This window comes from Gemmatimonadaceae bacterium (genome assembly GCA_019752115.1).
Taxonomy (GTDB): domain Bacteria; phylum Gemmatimonadota; class Gemmatimonadetes; order Gemmatimonadales; family Gemmatimonadaceae; genus Gemmatimonas.
In genome coordinates, this window is record JAIEMN010000043.1 from 25,397 (window position 1) to 46,661 (window position 21,265).

At 68.0% G+C, this 21,265-nt stretch carries 19 protein-coding genes; 4 read left to right on the plus strand and 15 right to left on the minus strand.

Annotated elements, in window-relative coordinates; all coding sequences use genetic code 11:
• Positions 1-66 precede the first annotated feature (66 nt).
• From K2R93_17630 to K2R93_17655, 6 genes are all read right to left on the minus strand, one after another.
• Positions 67-1,212: a YncE family protein gene (locus K2R93_17630; GenBank protein MBY0491664.1), complete on the minus strand. Its 1,146-nt coding sequence runs from the start codon at positions 1,210-1,212 to the stop codon at positions 67-69.
• A gap of 14 nt (positions 1,213-1,226) precedes the next feature.
• Positions 1,227-3,212 (minus strand): Ig-like domain-containing protein, encoded by a 1,986-nt coding sequence (locus K2R93_17635; protein MBY0491665.1) that lies wholly within the window; start codon positions 3,210-3,212, stop codon positions 1,227-1,229.
• 84 nt (positions 3,213-3,296) lie between these two features.
• Positions 3,297-3,593 carry a DUF2277 domain-containing protein gene (locus tag K2R93_17640; protein MBY0491666.1) on the minus strand — a complete coding sequence of 99 codons (297 nt, stop codon included), beginning with the start codon at positions 3,591-3,593 and terminating at the stop codon, positions 3,297-3,299.
• Between the two features lie 14 nt (positions 3,594-3,607).
• Entirely contained in the window at positions 3,608-3,937 is a 330-nt protein-coding gene (locus K2R93_17645) for a DHCW motif cupin fold protein (GenBank protein ID MBY0491667.1), read from the minus strand.
• Between the two features lie 5 nt (positions 3,938-3,942).
• A complete protein-coding gene (locus K2R93_17650) occupies positions 3,943-4,104 on the minus strand; it encodes a hypothetical protein (GenBank protein ID MBY0491668.1) in 162 nt (53 codons plus the stop codon).
• A 1-nt stretch (position 4,105) separates the two neighbouring features.
• Complete coding sequence (locus K2R93_17655; protein ID MBY0491669.1) at positions 4,106-5,770, minus strand: M28 family peptidase; 1,665 nt, start codon at positions 5,768-5,770, stop codon at positions 4,106-4,108.
• 63 nt (positions 5,771-5,833) lie between these two features.
• On the opposite strand from K2R93_17655, the gene K2R93_17660 reads away from it, so the two are divergent.
• Entirely contained in the window at positions 5,834-6,658 is an 825-nt protein-coding gene (locus K2R93_17660; protein MBY0491670.1) for an AAA family ATPase, read from the plus strand.
• Between the two features lie 38 nt (positions 6,659-6,696).
• Here K2R93_17660 and K2R93_17665 read toward each other — a convergent pair whose 3' ends face one another.
• The 5 genes from K2R93_17665 to K2R93_17685 form a co-directional block, all read right to left on the minus strand.
• Positions 6,697-9,798 carry an Ig-like domain-containing protein gene (locus tag K2R93_17665; protein ID MBY0491671.1) on the minus strand — a complete coding sequence of 1,034 codons (3,102 nt, stop codon included), beginning with the start codon at positions 9,796-9,798 and terminating at the stop codon, positions 6,697-6,699.
• A 103-nt stretch (positions 9,799-9,901) separates the two neighbouring features.
• Entirely contained in the window at positions 9,902-10,597 is a 696-nt protein-coding gene (locus K2R93_17670) for a fatty acid desaturase family protein (protein MBY0491672.1), read from the minus strand.
• Positions 10,598-10,678: 81 nt separating this feature from the next.
• A complete protein-coding gene (locus K2R93_17675) occupies positions 10,679-11,233 on the minus strand; it encodes an energy transducer TonB (protein ID MBY0491673.1) in 555 nt (184 codons plus the stop codon).
• On the minus strand, positions 11,230-11,637 hold the full coding sequence (locus K2R93_17680) for a hypothetical protein (GenBank protein MBY0491674.1): 408 nt from the start codon (positions 11,635-11,637) through the stop codon (positions 11,230-11,232). Before K2R93_17680 ends, K2R93_17675 begins: the two co-directional genes overlap by 4 nt.
• A 41-nt stretch (positions 11,638-11,678) precedes the next feature.
• A complete protein-coding gene (locus K2R93_17685; GenBank protein ID MBY0491675.1) occupies positions 11,679-14,045 on the minus strand; it encodes a protein kinase in 2,367 nt (788 codons plus the stop codon).
• 137 nt (positions 14,046-14,182) lie between these two features.
• Between K2R93_17685 and K2R93_17690 the strand changes: the two genes are divergently transcribed.
• Positions 14,183-15,094 (plus strand): creatininase family protein, encoded by a 912-nt coding sequence (locus K2R93_17690; GenBank protein MBY0491676.1) that lies wholly within the window; start codon positions 14,183-14,185, stop codon positions 15,092-15,094.
• A gap of 6 nt (positions 15,095-15,100) precedes the next feature.
• Here the strand turns inward: K2R93_17690 and K2R93_17695 are convergent, their stop codons facing one another.
• Genes K2R93_17695 through K2R93_17710 form a run of 4 tightly spaced genes read right to left on the minus strand, consistent with a single transcriptional unit; the run spans position 15,101 to position 18,889 of the window.
• Entirely contained in the window at positions 15,101-16,261 is a 1,161-nt protein-coding gene (locus K2R93_17695) for a hypothetical protein (protein ID MBY0491677.1), read from the minus strand.
• On the minus strand, positions 16,249-16,479 hold the full coding sequence (locus K2R93_17700; protein ID MBY0491678.1) for a hypothetical protein: 231 nt from the start codon (positions 16,477-16,479) through the stop codon (positions 16,249-16,251). The genes K2R93_17695 and K2R93_17700 overlap by 13 nt, the downstream gene beginning before the upstream one ends.
• A 50-nt stretch (positions 16,480-16,529) precedes the next feature.
• Positions 16,530-18,413, minus strand: a complete 1,884-nt coding sequence (locus K2R93_17705) for a beta-galactosidase (GenBank protein ID MBY0491679.1) — start codon at positions 18,411-18,413, stop codon at positions 16,530-16,532.
• Complete coding sequence (locus K2R93_17710) at positions 18,410-18,889, minus strand: DUF3291 domain-containing protein (GenBank protein ID MBY0491680.1); 480 nt, start codon at positions 18,887-18,889, stop codon at positions 18,410-18,412. The genes K2R93_17705 and K2R93_17710 overlap by 4 nt, the downstream gene beginning before the upstream one ends.
• A 398-nt stretch (positions 18,890-19,287) precedes the next feature.
• Here K2R93_17710 and K2R93_17715 point away from each other — a divergent pair, with 398 nt between their 5' ends.
• Together K2R93_17715 and K2R93_17720 are read left to right on the plus strand one after the other, a co-directional pair.
• Positions 19,288-20,229, plus strand: coding sequence for a hypothetical protein (locus K2R93_17715; protein ID MBY0491681.1), 942 nt, complete (start codon positions 19,288-19,290; stop codon positions 20,227-20,229).
• A 52-nt stretch (positions 20,230-20,281) separates the two neighbouring features.
• Positions 20,282-21,166: a DUF1028 domain-containing protein gene (locus K2R93_17720; GenBank protein MBY0491682.1), complete on the plus strand. Its 885-nt coding sequence runs from the start codon at positions 20,282-20,284 to the stop codon at positions 21,164-21,166.
• Positions 21,167-21,265 lie beyond the last annotated feature (99 nt).

Below are 21,265 nucleotides of genomic sequence, written 5' to 3' on the forward strand. Positions count from 1 at the left end.
AAGAGGTACAGGCCATCAGGCCCACCGCCAGGGCGCCGCGCGCCACACCCGCATACCGGCGACGCATCAGCGCATCCGCCACACATCAATGCCACCCGCCATCTGCCCCACGGGCACCGTGGCCACGCGTGCCTTGGTCGTGAGGTCAATGATATCTACGGCGCCCGGCTCAGAGCCCACCCCTTCGCAGGTCACGAACACATAGCGATCATCGGGCGACACCACGAGCCCGCTCGGCACGCGCGTGGAGGTCGCCACGCGCGCCAGCTCGGCGCCGGTCTTCGCATCGTGAATGCTCACGGACTGCCCTCGTTTGTTGGTGCCGATCAGCAGCGCCCCGTCGTGCGTGGTGGCCAGGTTATAGGTGCCGTTGCCGGTGGGAATGCGGCGACGCATGGTCCACTGCGCCACATCGATCTCCACGATCTCCGACGCGCGATTGCACGCCACCCATACGGTGCGCCCGTCGGCGGAGGGCTGGGCCCACGTGGGAGAGCAGCTCACGTCGCCCGGCTTCGGGGGCTCCATGCCGTGGCCGGAGTGATCGGTCATGGGCGTGCCACGCTGCGGCGGCGGGCCCGCCATGCCCATCTCGCTCCCCTTGCCCAGCGAAAAGTGCCGCGCGACGTCGAACTTCGTCGCGTCGATGTCCACCAGGACATCGTCCATCATGCACACCGACCAGTGATGCCGCCCATCGGCTGACAGTCGCGATCCATGCGGCATCGTGCAGGTCGGGATGCGCGTGAGTTCCACCATATCGCGCGTACCCACCACGGACACGCTCGACGGCACCATCTCACCGTGCAGGTTGAAGTTCACCACCCACGCATACTCGCCGTCGGCGCTCAGCTGCAGCGTGGCAGGAAACGATCCGAGATCCACCTGCCCGACGACGGCATCACGCTCGGCGTCCAGCTTCCAGAGCGTGCCGCTGGGATTGCCGTGCGCGGTGCTTACATAGTAGAACCGGCCATCGGGCGAGACGCCGACGCCATGCGGGCCATCGGGATCCACCGCATTCTTACCGATCACGCGCTCGCGCAGCAGCGACGCGCCAGCGGGACCGAAGCGAATCACCTGCATCTTGTCCACAGCTTCGGCGCCCACGATCACATCGTAGGTGCGCGCCGGCGCCCCGGGCGATGCCGACGGTTGTTGCGCGTGCACGAACGCCACCGGGAGCGTCGCCCCCAGCAGCGTCCATGCCACGCGAACGCATGACCTCACGGTGTGATTCTCCCCGGCTTGGGCTTGATCTTGCCGATGAACAACCCGGCGTACATGTCGTTGATGTAGATCAGATCGCCCTTCACCACCACGCCCCACGTCATGGTGGCATTCGGCACCACCGCCTTGGGGTCCGACGGGAAAAACGTGGCGATCGTACGGTTCTGCGCCTTGAGATCGCCGCGCAGCTCACCCGAGATGTCGATGGCGTGGAAGCCGGCGTTGTACGCCCCCACATACAGCGTGTCCGCGCGGGCCCACACGTTGTGCACGCCGCCGTAGTCGGGTTCCCAATACGCCACCGACTTGGGGTGCAGAATGTCTGACACATCGATCACCTGCAGCCGCCCCCAGGCCTGCGTGAGCTCGCTGCCGGCGCCCTGTCCAAAGCCGGCACCAAAGACTTCGTCGCCGATGAACACGTAGTTCTTGTGGCGCCACGCCGTGTGCGTGCCGCGGATGTACCCCGGGCCGCCCTTGAGCTCGACCTTCTTGTACAGCTTGTCGAGATCGTACTTGTACTGCGACACGAACTGGGGCTTCGCCGGCGTTCCGCCCTTGATCCCGTTGCCCACATCCAGGATCACCAGCCCGTCGTTCCACCACGAGCCGTACAGCAGCCCATCCTGAATGTCGATGTCGTGCAGCGACCGCCCCGACGCATCACGCGGCGTCGTCCACTGCGCGAGCTCGCGCGGCTTGGCTGGATCATCGAGGTTGATGACATGTACTGCGCCGGTGCCGTCATTCGTGATGAAGACGTTGAGCTGCCCCGTCTTCTTGTCGCGGTACACGAAGCTCGAGTGCACACCCGCGGTCACCGTCTCGGTGAACTCGCTCACCTTCTTGGGGTGGAGCGGATCGTCGAGCGTGTAGATCACGATGCCGTTCTTGCGGTCGGACGCCCCTTCCCGCGTATGGACCAGAATCTTGCCATCGGCGTCCGTCATGAGGTCGTTCACGCGGCGCGTGTTGGTGAGCAGCGAGTCCACCACCTTGGGATCGGCCGGATTGCTCACATCGATCACATAGGCCACATCGCCGCCGGAACCTGAGCCCAGATACGCCACCTTGCCGTTCGGGTGTACCCACACTTCTTCGGTGGTGAAGCGCGACTTGACCGACTTGCCCACCAGCTCGAATACCTGGCCCACATCGCGCTCGGCGACCGTGATCGTCGTGCTGGCGGTCGCCGGGCCGGCCACGGCGGTCACCACATATGTGCCCTCACCGTACGCGACGAAGCGCCCGTCGGGGTCGATCTGCCCGTTTCCGCCCGACATCGCGTAGACCGGTGACAGATCGGTCCGCGCGGCGCCCCCAACCGTGGCGCGGAAGGTGAGCGTGACCACATCGCCCTGTCGCACCCGCGCGCTGGAGGGGGTGAGCGTGGCCGTCGACACCGGTCCCCCGACCACCGTGATCGGCACGGTGGTCGACACGCCGTTCACGGTCGCGGTGAGCGTGGCACGACCGGCACTCCGGGCGGTGACCTGTCCGCTGGCACTGACGGTGGCGACGGCCGCGTTGCTGCTTGTCCACGTCGCGGGCGTGTTGCTGATGTCGCCGAGCGCGGAGACACCGTGGGCACTCAGTGGGACCGACTGACCGGCCACCAGGGTGGTGACGCGCGGCTCGACGGCCACGCGTGCCGGAGCCCCGGCCACGACCTTGATCTCGACGCGCTGCACGACGGGCGGCTTGCCCTGCTGCACTGCGGAAACGACCGCCACGACGGTGCCGGGCGATCCGCCCTTCACCCATCCGGTGCGATCGACTTTGCCTTCGAAGCGACCGGCGCCCTGGCTGTAGAGAATCGCCGCCTCGGTGGGGCGGCTAGCGGCATCCACCGCCTTGCCCACCAGGAGCACGGAGTCGCCGGCCACCACGGTGGCCTGGCTGGGAGTGACCACCACTTTGGCCACGGGCGCGGCCGCGGGCTGCGCCGGCGGCTGCAACAGGGAGAGTGCGAGGAGGAGCATCGCCTGAGGTGCGGAGGGGATCGGGAGACCTGCAACGCCGATGAATCGAAGCCCTTCCGGGGCGAATGGCAACCTCGGCGTGCGCTATCCCGTGCGCGTCGCGTCGGTGCTCGTCCCACCGAAGCGTTGCCGGTTGCGCGCCTGGGCCTTGGTGCGTTCCACCTCGCGATTCCGCGGGGGGGCGCTGCTCTGCAGCGACGCGATCAGGGATCGGGCCGCGGCCGTGACCTCCTCCACCGCCCGGTTGAATGCCGCTTCGTTGGCCTTCGACGGGCGCGTCGTACCACTCAGCTTGCGCACGAACTGCAGCGCCGACGCGTGGATCTCATCCGGCGTGGCCGGCGGTTCGAAGTTGGCGAGCACCTTGATGTTGCGGCACATGGATGACTCTCGGATCAGTCTACAATGAAGAGCGTTGCGTCCAGCGGCGTGCGCGACCGATGCGGCTCCGCACCATCCGCCACCTGATAGCTCATCCCTGGCGTCAGGACGAAGATGCGCCCGTCGGCCAGCTCCGTGTGCAGCTCGCCGGCGAGGCAGAGCAGGATATGTCCCTTCTCGCACCAGTGATCCGCGACGTAGCCGGGCGTGTACTGCACCATCCGCACCCGTACGTCGCCGAACTGCTGCGTGCGCCACACCGCCAGCCCCGTCTCGCCGGGATGTTCGGTGGGAAGCACGCTCGACCAGTAGGTGATGCCAAACGGAATCTGTTGCAGCTGCATCGCCGTCAGCCTCCGTAGTGCTGCCCGAGGCGTCGCCCGGCGTAGATGCCCACGCCCGTGCCGATCATGCTCACGATGAACGCCGAGAACATGCCGAACGGCTCGCCGATCGCCCAGCCGGCATAGCCGCCCACGACCGACCCGATCAGCGCAAACATCTTGATCATGTCACTGCCGGCAGGGGGCGTTCGGATCGGTCGGGCGCGGGACATCACGCTTGGGCCGCTGTGGCGCATTGCCGATCAGCATCGCTGCATCGTGCACCAGTCGCGTCACCCGCTCGAGATCGCGGTAGCTGATGTACTGCGCCTCGTCGGTGACCTGATGATAGTCCTGATGCTCACCGCGCGAGAACGCCACGGCGGGAATCCCATGGCGCGCATAGTTGTAGTGGTCGGCACGGCAGTAGTACTGCAGCGGATGCCCCGGCGCGTCGAACGTGTAATCGAACACGAACGGGATGGGCTGCTGCGCATTCGCGCGCTCGAGATACTCGCCGAACTCGCGCGAAATGCGCTTGGCCCCGATCACTTCGAGATACTGATCGCTCCCGGCGCCCGTGCCGCTCCGCGGGAAATCATGCACGGTGCCCCGCCCCACCATGTCTTGATCGATCTCGCCCACGATCGAATCCACCGGCACCGGGGCATGGTCGCCAAACCAGTGCGAGCCGAGGAGCCCGGCCTCTTCGCCCGTGTGGCTGACAAAGATGATCGAGCGCCTGGGGCGCGTCCCGCGCGCCATCGCCTCGGCGATCTCGAGAATGGACGCCGTACCGGAGCCATCATCATCGGCGCCGTTGCGAATGGAATCGAGCCGCGGGCGATTCACACGCCGCAGACTGTCGAGCAGTGTACGGATGCGTGCCGCTTCGGCGCTCGTCGGCTCGCGCAGCGGCGAGTCGGCACCCATCGGGCGCATCACCGTATTGAAGGCGCGCAGCGAGTCGTGGTCCACCGGGGCGTGATCATAGCCCACGTGATCATTGTGCGCGGTCAGCGTGAGATACTGATGGCGCAGCACCGGATCACTGCCGCGCAGAATGCCCACGACATTGCGCGCGGGAAACTCAACGGGCCGCCGCGGATAGTCCACGTGGCCGGTGACGGGCTGTCCGTTCGCACCGGGAGCCAGCGACGACACGTCCGCCCCCATCACGGTGCGCGCCGCCGCGCGCGTCACCCACACGATCGGCAGCGTGTTCGCGCGCGACGTGTCGGGGACCGGGCGCCCTTCGCGCAGCCGCGCCGTCTGCTCGCCCGGTACATCCTCGAGGCCGCTCACGAGCAGCGCCACCGCCCCGCGATAGCGCGCGCCGAGGTTGGACGCCGCGCGAAACGACATCCCCGTCGGCACGTCGATGAACACGAGCTTGCCAGCCGCGCTGGCCGGCGCAATCCACGCGGTCGTGTCGCGCAGCGATCCGGCGTACACCACCGGCGTCGTGGCAAACGTGCGCGCCGGCGCCAGGCTGCTCGCCGGCATGAAGTCGGTGAACAATCGCAGCGCCGTGCCGCCGGCACTCAGCCGCGACGCTGGATCCACCGCCACGCGCCACATGGGGACGACCTGGAACCAACCGCCCTGGTCGCCACCCGGCTCGAGCCCGAGGCGCGCGAACTCGGCCGCGATATACGCGGTGATGGTGTACGCGCCGCGGCTCCCGGTCTCGCGCCCCATCGTGGAGTCGTCGGCGATGCGGAACAGGCGTTCCCGGAGATCGGCGGCCGAGATGTCGGTTGACGTTCGCGGAGCGCGCAGCGCGCCCGGCGGCGTGCCGCCGGCGCAGGCGGCCAGAAGCACCGCGCCGGAAAGGAGGCGAAGACGGGTCATCCCTGATGCAACCGCGCCGAGCGGCGCTCCGCAAGCGACCGGGGTGAGGTATAGCATTCAGGGATGGTGCACGAGCCATCCCTCATGAGCGTGCGGTACACGCGCCCCGGCTGGGCCGACGCGTCTCGTTTCCCATTCTCGGTGCCGAGCATCGCCGGGATGTCCACGCTGGATGTGGACACGCCGGTCACCTGCTTCGTGGGCGAGAACGGCTCGGGAAAGTCCACGTTGCTGGAGGCGATCGCCATCGCGGCCTCGCTGCCGTCGGCCGGCGCCGCCACCAGGGCGGTGGACGACCCGACGCTTGCCGAGCAGCGCTGGCTCGCACGCGCCCTCAAGCTCACCTGGCGGCTGCGCAACAATCGCGGGCTCTTCTTGCGCGCCGAAGATTTCTTCGCCTTTCAGCAGCAGCTCAAGCGCGAGCGCGCCGACTTCGAGGAAACGCTGGCGCGCCTGGAGACCGAGTACGCCGATCGCTCCGAGCACGCCAAGCAGCTGGCCATGGGGCCGGTGAAGAGCAGCATGGCCGAGATGGAACGGCGGTATGGCGCCGATCCCGACGCGCGCTCGCACGGGGAGGCGTTCCTCAACTTCTTTCAGGAGCGGCTCGTCCCCCGCGGGCTCTATCTGCTCGACGAGCCCGAGGCGGCCCTCTCCCCGCAGCGGCAGCTCACGCTGCTGGCGATGATGTTCGACCTGGTGGCCGAGGGGGCGCAGTTCATCGTGGCGACGCATTCGCCCATCCTGCTCGCGTATCCGGGCGCGCGGATCTACTCGTTCGATGACGGCGCGATCGACACCATCGACTGGGAGCAGACGGAGCACGTGCGCCTGACTCGCGATTTTCTGGCGAATCCGGAGCGGTATCTGCGGAACCTGCGGAGCTGATCGGCACTTCGTGGGTACGAGCGCGAGCGGCGACGCGGCTACCGCCCACGCGGTCGTGAAACCGGTGCGCTCGAAACCCCGGCGCGCACCGCCCCCGGCACCCTCCCCACGAGCACCCGCCCCGTACGCCCCACCAGCATCGTCAAGCCGGGAATGGCTGCGCCGCTGCGATAATCGTTCGCCAAGGTGACCGCGACGACCGACCAGCTGGATCCGTTCCAACGCACCAGTCGATCGGGAACCGTGGCGCTTCCCGCGGGCGCCTGCACCACCGCGAAGACATCGTTGGGGTCCGCGCCGAAGATCGCGGACACGCAGTTCGGCAGGCCGGCAGCGGTCAGCCCGGCATCCACCCAGGCGGTGCCGTTCCACCGCCAGAGCCCCCCGGGCGTGAAGCTGTCGCATCCCGGCGCCCCCGCGTAGGCGAGCGTGGGAGAAAAGGTCAGGACGCTCTGCACGCGAACCCGCGAGTTGCCGACCGGAATGTTCGGCATCGCCGACCAGGTCGACCCGTTCCATTGGCGCGCGATCCCGCCATTCCCCACGGCGATGGCGTGCACGGGGGAGCTGCCGTGGACCGCATACAAGGCCGTACTCGTCGTCGCCGAGACCGACCAGCTGCTCCCGTCAAAACGCCAGATCCGGCCGATCCCCGAAACGTCGGTCGACAGCGCGAACGTCATCGATGACGAGGCACCCCACAGGCTCTGCACCTGTTCATTGACCGCCAGTTCCTCGCGGACCCAGGCGCCACCACTCGATCGCAGCAATTGCCCCACCGTCTGATTGTTGCGCGTGAAGCTGCCGCCGGCAAACATGGTCCCGTCGGGTGCCAGATACGCCTCCCCCAGCGACTCGCGACTCGTGCGGCGAATCCAGTTCCACTGCGCGCCGTTCCACCGCCAGATGGAGCCGTTCACCCCCACGGCCATGCCGGCATCGGCCGACTGCAGGGAGAGATTCCACAGCGTCGGCGCATAGTGCTCGTCGGTCCACACCCCGCCGGCCAGTCGCGTGACCAGGCCCTGCGCACTCCCGACGCGCAGCGTGCCATCGGGTGCGCACCGCATGGCCCCCGTGGTCTCGGTCGCGGCCTGGCCGGCGTCTGCGACCAACGTCAGCGTGGTGCCGCTTGCCCGAAAGATGCGACCGCGAGATGTCCCCGCGTACAGCGTGGCGCCGCAGAGCGTGAGCTCGTAAAACCACTCGCCTTGATCAAGGCTCGGCGTGTACTCGGTAAAGGTGCCGCCGCTGTAGCGGGCGACGGACCGATCGAGCGCCACGACAAAGTCGCCGCCCGGAAGCGCCAGTGGCGAACGCGCACACCCGGGGAACGTGGGGTCGTCGCCAATGGTCGTATTGGGCAGCAACGTGATCGTCCCGCCGCGGAACACCGCCAGCCGCGAATCGGTTGTGCTCGCCTGACATCGGGTGATGATCGCACTGTCTCCCGTCCAGGCGCTCAGCCCCGTGCCGAATGTCGCACTGGACGAGGGGGTGAGTGCCGACCACGCGCCACCGCGATAGCGATGGATCGCGCCCGTCGAGGACAGGGCGAGCGCCTCGCCCGCGCCAATCGACGCGAGGGCGCGCACGAAGGGACTGCTCACGCCAGACGGCAGCGGCCAGTTGGTGCTCGTGAGCGTCGCACCATCCCACCGGACCACGAGCGGGACGCTGGGAAGGCCGCTAAAGGTATCGCCCGCCAGGCTCCAGAAGATATCACTGGGCGATGACCCCGCGGCGTCCATGCCGAACCGACCACGGAAGCTCGACATCAGATCGGTTCGCAATTGCCATGTCGGCGCACCCATCTGCAGCGGCGCTTCGACTCCGGCGATGTTCGGCGCAGATCCATCCGCCAGCACGACCCCCTGGCCCGCCGACGTCGCGAAAATGCCGTTGATCGTCGCGGTGGTGAGGCCGCCACCGCTCCCGATAGGGACTTCGGCGAAGACGGACGTGGTGGGCGGCGTACTGACGGTGAGCACCGTACTCGCCGTGACCGACGGGAAGGCCACGCTGCGCAGCGTGATCGTGGTGGTGCCGGCGGCCAGCGCCGTCACCCGGCCATTGGCATCCACGCTCGCCACGGTGGGTGCGGTGGAGCTCCAGGTGACGCGCGTGTCCGCGCCCGGGTCGGCACTAATGGTGGATATCGCATCCACCGATCGGCCAGCCAGAAGCGCCGGCGGAAGGGTGAAGCTGACGCTGCGCACGACGGGCAGACGAACCGCCAGCGTCGCCGACGCGCGCACGGTTGAATCGACCGTCGACACGGCCGAGAGCGTGGTCGTACCGGCGGCCACGGCCGTCGCGCGTCCGTTCGCGTCGACGCTGGCCACGCCCGGCGCCGATGAGCGCCACACGACCGTGGTTGCCACGCCGGAATCCGCGGCGACCACGGCGGTGAAGGCGCGCAGCTGTCCAACGAACGCCGAGTCAACCGACGGCGTCACGACGATGCTGCGCACTCGCGGCACCGCGTTCACGCGCACCGGGACCGATGCACTGACGGCGGGCGTGGTGAGTGACGTCGCGCGCACGGTCGTCGTGCCGGCGGCCACGGCGGTGATCGTCCCACTACTGTCGACCGTCGCCACGGTAGGGTCATCGCTGCGCCATTGCAGCGTGCGGACCGCACCGACGTCGGCGGTCACGGTAGCGGTGAGGCGCTGCGCCGTGCCCGCGAGCAACGTCACGGTCGGCTCGGCGATGGTGATCGACCGCACCACGGGCGTCACCGTGACACTCGCCACGGCGGTGGCACTCCGACCGCCGCTCGACGCCGTGGCCGTGATCTGCGCGCTTCCTGCGGCGATGCCGGTCACGCTGGCAGTTGTACCATTCCCGGTAACCGTGGCGACCGCCGCGTCGCTGCTTGTCCAACTGATCGTCGCGCTCGCCGGTGCGATGGTGGCGCTCAGCGTCGCCGAGCTGCCAAGCCCGCTGACCGCGAGCGCACTCGTGCTGAGGGAGATGGTCGGTGCGGCGGCAGATCCATTGGGGCCGGTCGTGCCGGTACCGCCGGTATCGCTACTGCCCCCACAGGCCGCGGCGAGGACCGCGCACAGGGCAAGCAGCGGCGCTGGACGGCACGCGCGTCGGCAGCAGGACCAGAACGGATGGAGCAATCGCATGGGCAGGATCTCGAAAGAGTCTGCCTCACACGCGCAGCCCGCCGCGAAACTCCCTCAGGCGCTCTGGCCGCCAGGCCATCGGGCACCCGGCCTGGCCGGGCGGTCACGCCGCGGCGCGCACGGTATCAAGCCGTAACAGGAAGGCGGGGACGGGCTCCCCGGCCGTCCGCAGTTCCGCCAGCACCCGCCGCGCCACCGTCGGTGCATGCGCTTCGAAGAACTCCGGCTCCCGCTCCAGCACCATCAACGCACGCTGTACATCGCCGCGCCGCGCGATGCCGAACCCACGCGCCAGCATCCATTCGAGCGCGCTCCAGAAGCGAAGCCGTTCGAGGACAGGGTTCACGAAGTTGGACAGAATGCAGTAGTTGGTCTCGCGCGTATCCAGATGATGCGCCCGATGCTGCGCGGGCGACTGCAGCACCCCCGCGCGCTGCAGCCACCGCACCACCCGTGGTGTACGGCGCGGCGACTGATGACTCCACTTGTGGATCTGGTTCATGTTCACACCAAGGCTCAGCCCCAGCACCAGCATCCAATTGAGCCCACCGGCGAGCCACGCCACACCGGCAATGAGCAGCGCAATGACGAGCAGCGCGCGTGAGCTGTTGAACCACGACTTGGCGAGCAGCGCGCGCGGCGCGTAGTGATGCAGAATGTTTGGGCGGGTGATGTGCGTGCCGATCACGGGCCAGAACGGATCGCCATAGGCGTCCTGCCACCAGTGAAAGACGCCCGACACGAAGTCGGTGATCAGCCAGACGCCGATGATTTGTGCGACGATGAGTGCAACGAACATGGGCGCGCTCCCGAGTGAGACGCCTCCACGGTAGCACGCGCGATCAGGCGAATTCCATACGTCAGCCGACGCAGGCGGCCCTCATCGTGACGCCGAAATCATGACCGTCGCCATGCGGTGCACGGGGCACTCTCCCGTGGGCTGGCAGGTCACGGTGCGCGGGGCAGCGTCCAACTCCGCGAGGGGCGCCGCGGCACCGCCCGCGAGCGAGAAGGCAACGGGCATCTGCACCAGTTGTTTCACCGCGCGCCCATTCACCTGCGCCGCCACGAACTGCATGCGCTCGAGGCTCGTGCGCACCGCCTCGGTGAACGCGGGATCCGTCGACAGGCGTGGCCGGAAGGAGCGCGGGTCGGCATGGCCGCTGGAGTCCACAATGAACTGCGCGAGTACGACGCCGGCGGTGCCCGCCTGTCGCATCGCGGCGGGGTACACCGGCCCCGCCGTGCCGGGGCGCGGCGTCACGACGGTCCAACTCGCGAAGCCGAGCGTCTGCATATACGCCGTGAATGCGGAATCCGGCGCGGTGCGACGCGGCGCCGTGGATGCCGCGTCCTGTGCGAACGCCCGCGCAGGCGCCGCGATGGCAACGCAGGCGGCCGCCATGACGGTGGCGTGACGAACGAAGCGGGTCATATCGGCGGATCCTCGAGAAGAAGAGAAGCCTCGTCGTCCGCGAGCGCCAGCGGCGCCGCGCGTCGGGCAAGAGCCAAGGTGGCGGCAGCCGATGCGGCGCTCGCCACCACAAACCCGGCGGGAATCGCGAGCACCTCCACCGCACGGTAGTCGACACCGCGCACGAACAGCACGCCGATCATGAGGCCAACCAGTGCGCCCGCCACCGCAAAGCGTGGGAGCGACAGCGCTTTCAGCCATCCGCGCCGCGAGGCGAGGACAAGCGCCGACGAAAACGCGACGCCGGAGAGAAATCCAAGCCCGCCAAAGAGGAGCGGAAGCGGCAAGTCGGTCGTAACGCCCACGACCCAGCGCGTCAGCGATCCGGCGATCGCCCACGTGACGCCCCACAGCAGCCCGATCACCGTGGCGCTCCGCGGTCGACGCACACGCCAACGAACCATCGTTACGGGAGCCCCACCTGCTTGGCGATCGCCTGAACGCGCGGGTCGCTGCGGACCCGATCCAGCGCCGGATCGATCCGCATGAGCGCGATGGAGTGCGAGCGTTCCTTGCGAGCGCGCTCGAGATAGGCCACCGCCTGATCCTGATCGCCTAGCGCCGCGTACACGGTGGCGATCTCGTACGACGGATGATACCCCGCCGTTGGCGCCTCGAGCTCGCGCAACAGGACCAGCGCCTCGGCGCGCCGTCCGAAGGTCGCCAGCGCGTGGGCGAGGCCGGCCACCGTGATGGCACTGCGCTTCCCGAAGCGGGTGGCCGCCTCGAGATCGCGCATCGCTCCCGCAGAATCCCGCAGCAGCTCGCGCGTCTGCCCACGCCACAGATAGGCCACGGCCAGCGTCGAATCGAGATCCAGGGCGCGCTGGCACTGCGCGAGTGCGTCCCGATACTGCCGCGCCAGCATCATGGCCCAGCACACCGCACCCGTCGAGATGCGATTGGCAGGGTCCAGACGCTCCGCGCGCGTGAACTCCACCAGCGCCTCCTGCGGCCGGTTCATGGCGAGCAGATAGTTGCCGTACCACTGATGCGCGGTGGCGTAGCTGCTGTCGAGGGCAATGGATCGCCGGAGGCGCGCGCCAGCGTCATCCCACGCCCAGTCATAGTACAGGGCGATGTACCCCAGTGACGCGACCGGTTCCGCCAACGTGCTGTCGATGGCGATCGCCTGCTGCGCGATCTGCTTGGCGCGTCCGTATCCCTCCTCGGGGGAGAGGTAGCTGTAGAACGAACTCACCGCGTACGCGTCGGCCAAGCCGCTCAGGACGCGCGTATTGCGCGGATCCCGATCGTTCGCCTGCCGATAGAGCTCGATCGCGCGCTGCATCCCCTCCTGACTGCGCTCGGACCAAAAGAAGCGGCCGCGCATGTAGAGGTCGTGCGCCACGGGATCATCCTGCGTGCGCTGCGTCAGGCCATCGCGCGCGCGCCCACCATATGACACCCCGAGGGCAGCCGTCGCTCCCTGCACGATGGCTTGCTCGATGGGCAGCAGCTGTGTGCTGTCGCGATCGAACGTCTCGGACCAGACCAGCGTGCCATCGGCGCGCATCAGCTCGGCGGTGACGTGCAGGCCGTTCGGTCCGCGACGGATGGAGCCGGTGAGAACGTGGCTCACGTCCAGCGCCTGCGCGGCGGTACGCGCATCCACGCCGCGGTGGCGGAAGGCCATGGAGCGGGCAATCACCTGCAGCCGCGGCACGCGGGAAAGTGTCCCGATCAGCTCTTCGGTGACCCCGTCGGCGAGATACTGCTGCGCCCCCGCCGCCTGATCGATGGCGTACGGCAGCACCGCCAGCGCCACCGGCGCCTCCGTGCGTCGCGCGGGTACGCCGCGCGACCACAACGCCACGCCGGCCAGCACGAGCGCACTGACAGCCACTCCCGCGAGCCGCCACCGCGAGCGCGCGGCATTCGCGCGCACGACCGGCGTTGATGTCACGCTGATCGACTCGAGCCGCGTCAGCACATCACGGGCCGACGCCGGACGCGCGGCGGGGAGCTTCTCGAGGCACTGCTGCACGAGCGCCGCCAGCGCCGGCGGCGTATCCGGGCGGTACACCGTGACCCGCTCGGGGGTCGCGGTCAAATGGGCGGCCAGCGTCTGCGCCGGCGTGAGAGCGGCAAAGGGCGGTCGCCCCGTCAGCAGCTCGTAGGCAAGACATCCCAGCGCATAGAGATCGGCGCGCCCGTCGATCTCCGGATCCGCCGCGATCTGCTCCGGCGCCATATAGGCGGGTGACCCCACACTGTGACCATCGCGCGTGAGCGTGGTGGTCGCATCCGTGCTCTGGGAGGCGCCAATCGCCTTGGCAATGCCGAAATCCGTGACCACCGCCGTGCCGCCGGACAACAGCAGATTGTCCAGCTTGATATCGCGATGGACGACGCCACGGGCATGTGCATAGGCGAGCGCCCGACCGATGTCGCGAAGCACGCGTAACACGTCGGCGAGCGGCAACCCCCCTCCCGGCGGCGCCTCCCGTAGATGCGCGCGCAATGATCGACCGTCCACGAACGGCATCGTGTACCAGGGCAATCCATCGCAGGTGCCCATCTGCAGCAGCGGCACGATGTTCGCCTGCTGCAGCGATGCCGCCAGGCGGATTTCGCGCATGAACCGCTCCACACTCAGTTCGGCGGCCAACTCCGGCGACAGCAGCTTGACCACAATCTCCCGCCGCAAGGCCGTCTCGTCCGCACGAAAGACGCGACTCATCCCGCCACCGCCAAGCTCAGCGCCGAGCACGAAGCCCGGGCCGAGCGCGTCCTGTAATCGCTCGCGGAGAAAAGGCGTGGGGGTCGTCACGCGGCTAAGCTACGCGTCCCGGTGAACACTCGCGACTGCGGGGCGAGCCACGATCGACATCCGATGGCGGCCCGTGCACCGCGGCGACAAGATTAGGGCGCCGCGACCCGCCACCGCCCCCTACCCCAGGAGCTGTCATGCCCCGATCCCTGACCCTGCTGCTCTCGATGTGCCTGATCGCCGGCTCTGCGCAGGCTCAGGGTGGCGGCGGCGGTGCCCCACCAGGCGGCGCCGGTCGCGGCGGTGCCCCGCGCCGCGACCCGAACGCCCCGCGCACCATCGAGGGGATCGAGACGGTGTGGCTCGAGGAACTCACCCAGCCCGAGTTCCGCGACAAGATCAAGGACGGCTACACCACCGTGCTCATCATGACCGGAGGCGTCGAGAACAACGACGGCAACCTCCAGATGAACAAGCACAACATCAACATCAAGCTGCTCGGCGAAATGATCGCCAAGCGCATGGGCAAGACGCTCGTCGCGCCGCTCGTCACGCTGGAGCCGGGCAACGCGGGCCCGAACATCACGCCGGGTAAGGCCGGCCCCATGCTCTCGCAGGCCACCTACACGGCCGTGCTCTTCGACATGGGCAACTATCTGCGCAGCATGGGCTTCACCGAGATCTACTACCTCGGCGACAGCGGCGGAAACGGGCGTGGCATGCAGGCCGCCGCGGATTCCCTCACCAAGCTCTACGCCGACAGCCCCACCAAGGTCGCCTTCAAGCACATCCCCGAGTACTACAACCACACCAGCGTGGTGCAGCCGTACATCCAAAACGAGCTCAAGATCCCCGAGCAGATCAAGATCGGCGCCAGCTCGGGTAGCAGTAACCAGCACGAGGAGCTCGGGATCGACGCCACCATGGCGCTCGCCGATCCGCAGTCCATCCGCTTCGCGCAGCGCAAGAAGGTCGGCCAGGACTCGATCAACGGTGTCAAGTTCCAGTCGCTCAAGTGGCTGCAGGACCTGGGGCGCAAGGTCGCCGAGGTGCGCGTGAAGGCCACGGTGGATGCGATCACGGCCTATCGCGCGACGCTCACCAAGTAGCCGCGCTTACGGCGTCGCGCTCCGGCGAGCTGGCTCGAACAGCTGCTTCTCCGGGGCGCGTGTCACGCTCGGCGGATCCGGTGGCGCCGTCGCGCCGCGCGCGGCCATCGGCGTGAGCCAGCTGCTCAGCCACCACTTGTACTTCGCATCCTGATGCAGCACCAGGAAGCGCGGCCCTGAACCCGCCATCGCCGACGCGGTGAAGGGCAGCATGGCGCTCTGGAGGTACTCGCCCTTGGCGTTGTAGTAGTCGATGACGCGCCCCTGCCGGTCGTTCTCCAACCCCACGAGCACGACATAGCCGCCATCGACGATGGACGCATCCACGATGAACGGATGCTCCACCGCGCTCCCCGCCAGGGCCGGCGGCTCGCCGATCTGTCGCGGAGCGGCGCCGTCACCGGGGCGGCGGAGACGCTGGATGCGTGGTGGCGCCCCAGCGCGCGCACTGTCGGGGGCACTCACGATCAGCACCTCGCGCGACGTGAGCAGCAGGCAATGCCGGTTGTCGCCCCCGCCAAAACGCAGGCGCGCCGCGGTCTCCCCGACAATGCGGTGTCGCCCGATCAGCGAATCCTCGGCCGCGATGGCGGTGAGCGTATACGCTTCGAGCGCGCGATTCTCACCCAGTGCGCGCACATGCAGCAGCGTGGCCGGCGTGACGGTGCACAGGCGATAGCTCCCGCCGCGCAGCAGGGGTAGGTCACGGCGGAACACGAACCCGCCAAGCGACTCGCGCATGAGAATGCTGCTGGCACTGTCGATCACATCCACATGGCCATCTTCGGTGGCACGCGACAGCTCCACCGGCGCGACGAGGTCGCGCGGCACCTGCGCATTCAGCACGGAGTCCACACGCCCCGGGCGCGCACTCAGGAGCATCCCGTGGCCATGTAGCTCAAACTGGGAGATGCGCGTAGGGTTTGCCTGCAGCAACGCCACGGTGGTCCCACTTGCCCGGAACACGAGCGGGACCATCGTGCTGTCCACATCCGACGTGATGTCGCTCCGCCACTCTTCGCGCTTGGCCGGATAGATCGTGCGCGCCTTGAGTGCCGGTTGCAGCGACTCGGGCGCCAGCGCGCGCGGATCGGTCGTCTCGGAGCAGGCCGCGAGGCCCAACGCGGCGACCGCCAGCCGCGCCGCGCGGGGGCTTACTGCCCGCACACGTTCCAGCGCACCACCGTGTCGTCATTGCAGCGGTAGGTGCAGAAGCCGCAGTTGGCGCCGCCGATATTCGTGCAGGCGCCGTAGCCCGGCACGCGGGCGTAGCGTGGGCACGACTTCCGCGCCTGCGAGTTGAGGGCGGTGGGCATCAGCAGCAACAGCGCGGCGAGCGGGCCGAGGTCCACACGACGGGACCAGAAAGCGAAGAAAGAGCGCATGACTGGGAACTACGCAGAAAGAGACGGTCCGGCAAGCGGTCGCCGCGCCATCAGGGCTTGAGCGTCGCCGCGCCCGACAGCGGCGTGGCGCTCGTCTTGAGCAGATCCAGCACCACCACGTCGTTGCGCCCGGCCTTGAGCACCGACGCGGGGGCGTAGAGACGCGTCTGCGGCCCGATGTCCCAGTAGCGCCCGAGATTGTGCCCGTTCACCCAGACGACGCCCTTCGTGTAGCCCGTCATGTCGAGAAACGTGTCGGTCGGGGTGTCCATGTTGAAGCTGCCGCGGAAGAACAGGCCGGGGCGTGAGCCCGGATCCGCGTCCGGCGTCAGCGCGCGCACCCACCGATCGGTGAGCGGCAGCGGATAGACCTGCCAGTGCGTCAGCGTCATGCCGGAGAGCGTGACGCGGTCGGTGATTCCCTTCCGATCGATCATCGCCTGACCGTAGTTGATGTGCCCCATCCCCTCGACGAGGATCTCGAGCACCGGGTGCGCGCTGGTCGGGCGCGGCAACTCGATGGACTTCTGCCCGAGCCGGCGATCGATGGTCCCGATGAACGCGCCATCGACGAACACCGTCGCGAAGTCGTGCAGATCGGTAATCGTCAGCGTCCCGCTCTTTCGCCCGACGAGCGTCGTCTTGTACAGCATGAGCCCCTGATTCTGACCGTACGACTCGAACGGGCGTGGATGCACGGCCTCGATCGCCGCCGGCAGGTGTCGCCAGAGCGACGCAAACGGCGTCATGACGAAGCTCGGCACCGTCGCCGCCGGAATCGGTGCCGGGATGGGTGCCAGCGACTCCCCCGGCGGCAGCGCGGCGCCGATCTGCGCGCGCAGCGCGTGATACTTCGGCGTGGGACGCCCCTGCTCGTCGATGGGCGCGTCGTAGTCGTAGCTCGTGAGATCGGGCTCGTACCCCTTGCCACCTGAGTTGGCGCCGGCGGTGAAGCCGAAGTTCGTGCCGCCGTGCACCACATACAGGTTGAACGACTTCCGCGTGCCCAGGAGGAACGTCATCTCCTTCGTGAGATCCTCGAGCGAGGGCGCCGCCCACGATTCCCCCCAGTGCGTGAGCCAGCCGGGATACGTCTCCGACGAGAACACCGGCACACCGGGGACCGTGGTGCGCGCCACCTGCCAGTCGGCCTCGCTCGCGCCCGGATCGAGCCCCAACGCGGCGCCGGGGACGTAGCCCGCTTCGATCGCGAACGGTGCCGGCCCATCGGCCGTGTAGAACGGCACCGTGATGCCGTGGCGGCGCCACGTGTCGCGCAGATGCAGGATGTAGGCGCGATCGTTGCCGTAGCTGCCGTATTCGTTCTCGATCTGCACCATCAGGATGGGCCCGCCGTTCGTCACCAGCAGCGGGCGCACTTCACGCGCGAGGCGGGCGATGTACCGATCCGCCGCCGCGATGTAGCGCGGATACATCGAGCGGATCCGCAAGTCCGGATCGCGCAGCAGATACGTGGGCAAGCCGCCGAAATCCCACTCGGCGCACACATACGGCCCCGGCCGCAGCAGCACCCACATCCCCTCCTCGGCGGCGATGCGGATGAACTTCGCGATGTCACGATTCTCGCTGGCGAAGTCGAACTGCCCCTCCGCCGTCTCGTGATAGTTCCAGAAGATGTAGGCCGCGATAGTGTTGAGCCCCATCGCCTTCGCGAGCCGGATCCGATGCCGCCAGTACTGGGCCGGAATGCGCGCCGGATGCATTTCGCCGGAGCGGATCTGCATCGGCGCGCCGTCGAGCAGGAAGTCGGTAGCCGAGAGCGCGAAGGTATGGCGCGGCGCCGCGGCGCGGTGCGCGGCCGGGCGTGGCTGGGCCGAGAGATGCGGCGCCGGCCACAGGGGCGCGAGCGCGAGCGTGGTGATCCCCACGATCGTGCACGCAAGCGCAACGACAAAGCGAGGAGAACGCATCATGCGATCGTGTCGGGGTGCGCTTCACCCGGCGAGGGAAACGGCTGCTTGAAGGTGAACGCGTGCGCGCTCGGTCCGTGCTGCCGCAAATGCTCCAGGCGAGCAACGGCCTCCTCGGGTGAGGGCCGATGGCCCGCCGGCACCCACCAGAGCACCAGAAACGCGTCGGTCATGCGCGTGAACCACTCGCGTCGGCGCGCCAGCACCTCGGCGTGCCCGCTGCGATACACGTACTGATGCAGTGCGTCCATGGAGTCCCACACCGAGAAATTGACGATGATCCGATCATCGTCGTAGGGGCGAACCGCGGTGGCGTCACCCGACTCCGTCTGGAATCGCCAGACAAATCCCGGCGCCGCATCGGCGAGTGCATTGATGGCGTCCAGCGCCGCCACGAAGTCGGCAATCTCCGGGGCCTCAAGGGGAGCGAGGAGGCGACCGATGTTCAACTGCGCCAACTGGAAGGGCATGTGGGTCACGCGCTCCGGATTCACGGTTGTTCTTGTTCACGATTACGTTGACCACCTGCGCCCCGAACGGCTCGTACGTCATGATGTTGCTCGCCGGCGCGGGAGCATCGGGCTTGAGGAGCCAGTGCCCGAAGCGCGGGTTGGGCGCTGGCCGCTGCCGCGCGGAACGTCAGCACGACGCCAGTCCGCTCCACGAATGCCTGTCGCAACAGCATGAGTCCTCGGATCGGGTGGACCGCTCGTCTCCGCAGGAGTATCGCGCAGGGCGCTGGAGTCCGCTGGTCGCGACTCACCATCGCAGCGAACTCAACCGTAGGTTCGCCACCGTCCCTTCCGGAGTCCGCTCGCGCACGCGAACATCTCAGACCGCCGGGCGTGAGCTGTCCTTCCCCTACTTCGGAGCATCCATGCACCAGCCTCGTTGGAGCCGTACGACGCGCCTTCTGCTCGCGATCGCCACGGGGGCGGCCCACGCCGCGTCGCCGTCACCGGCCTCGGCACAGTCTCCGGCCATGACGCCGTTCGAGCTCAACATGGAGCGCGTCTCCAGCAAGAAGTTCGGCGGCGATCTCGGCGACTCCAAGACCTACTTCGTGCCGACGTACGATCTGCTCGTGTCCGTCAGCGGCTCGGTCTGGTCCAAGAAGGGAGGCGCGCAGGCCCATGGGCGCTTCTTCGTGGACGGGCTCGACAAGCCGCTCATGCACGCGATCGCCCGGAAGCTGCAGGATGATCTGGTGGCGCGGATCCGCGCGGCGGGCTTCACGGCGCTCACGTACGACGATCTCAAGGGTGAACCCGATGTCGCCGGACGCGGTCTCGATGCCGATGAGGACAAGTGGGGCTTCCCGGTCCGCAAGATCACGCCGCTCAGCTACATCATTGCCGCGCCTTCCGAGGCCCAGCAGTTCAACAATCCCATTCAGGGCCCGGCATGGCCGTGGAAGGGCCTCGCGAAGGCGAAGGATCTCGTGGTGCTTTCGCCGGAGCTGCGATTCACGCTGCCGCAGATGTGGGGGGTCACGCGCGCGGGTGTCACGGCAAACGAGGCCGGCATCGCCACCGACCCGGCCATGATTCTCGAGGCGGGCACGATCCACTCCATCGGTCGCAAGGGCGGCGGTGAAACGGTGCAGATCGATCGGCACGGCCAGCGACTCGCAGCAGAAAGCGCCGGGACGATCACGCAGCTCAAGCAGGATCGCACCGACTTCTCGGCGGCGTGGAAGCGCGTCTCCGGTGACTACAGCATGAGCATCGACCGGACGGCATTCGAGGATGGCGTGATGCGGGTGGGCCTCGCCATCAACGCCATGCTCGTCGACAAGCTGGTCAAGGCACACAAGTAGTGTGGCGCGACGGCGCGGTACGATGCAGCACTCCCCAACCACGCGAGCCCCGATGACGCGGTTCCTCCTCGCCCTGCTCCTGCTCTGCCTCGGCCCGTCCACCGCCCACGCGACGTGGTCGGTCATCGCGATCGATGCGAAGACCGGCCAGGTGATCATCGCGTCGGCCACCTGCGTGCGACAGTCGGCCTTTCCCACGCGGTCCCCGATCCCGGCTCGTGATCTCATGGACGTCCAGGCCGTGATTGTGCCCGGGGTCGGCGTCGCGGCCTGTCAGGCCGGCGCCGACAACACACGCCGCAACCAGATGCTGGTGTACACGGAGCTCAAGAAGGGGACACCGCCGCAGCAGATCCTCGAGCTTCTCAAGCAGGACCCCGATATCGAGCGTCGCCAGTTCGGCATTCTCGCCATCCCGAATGGCAGCACGATCACCGCGTCGAACAACATGGTCGGCTTCAATGGCGCCGGCAATCAAGCCTCATCGCTCTTCTTTGGCGGACGCGTCGGGGACTTCTTCTATCAGGTGCAAGGGAACACGCTGCTCGGCTACGATGTGGTCCACAAGGCCGCCCTCGCCTTCACACGCGCCTCGGGGACGCTGGCCGATCACGTGATCGCCGCGATGCTCGCCGCCGATGACAACGGTGGCGACAAACGCTGCAACTGTGCGAGCAATCCGCTGACGTTTGCGCCGTGTGACAATCTCACTGCCCACGTGGCCTACATCGCCATCGCCGACGCCACGGACGCGGTGGGACGCACGCACAACGACGGGCAGTACTATGCGTTTCTCTCGGTCACCGATGACAACATCGTGAAGGGGGAGAGTGCCAACCCGGTGAAGACCCTGCAGCGGCGCTATGAAGCGTGGAAGCGGGCGGGTGCCCGGCGCACGCCGCCGCCGCCACCCACGCGCTTCACACCGGGGCTCTGACCACCGCCTCCGCCGCGCCGTCGCGTACCGCGTCGGACCAACGGCGTGAGGGTCATGAATCCGGCTGGCCACGGAACGGTCATCGTGCCTCGATGCACA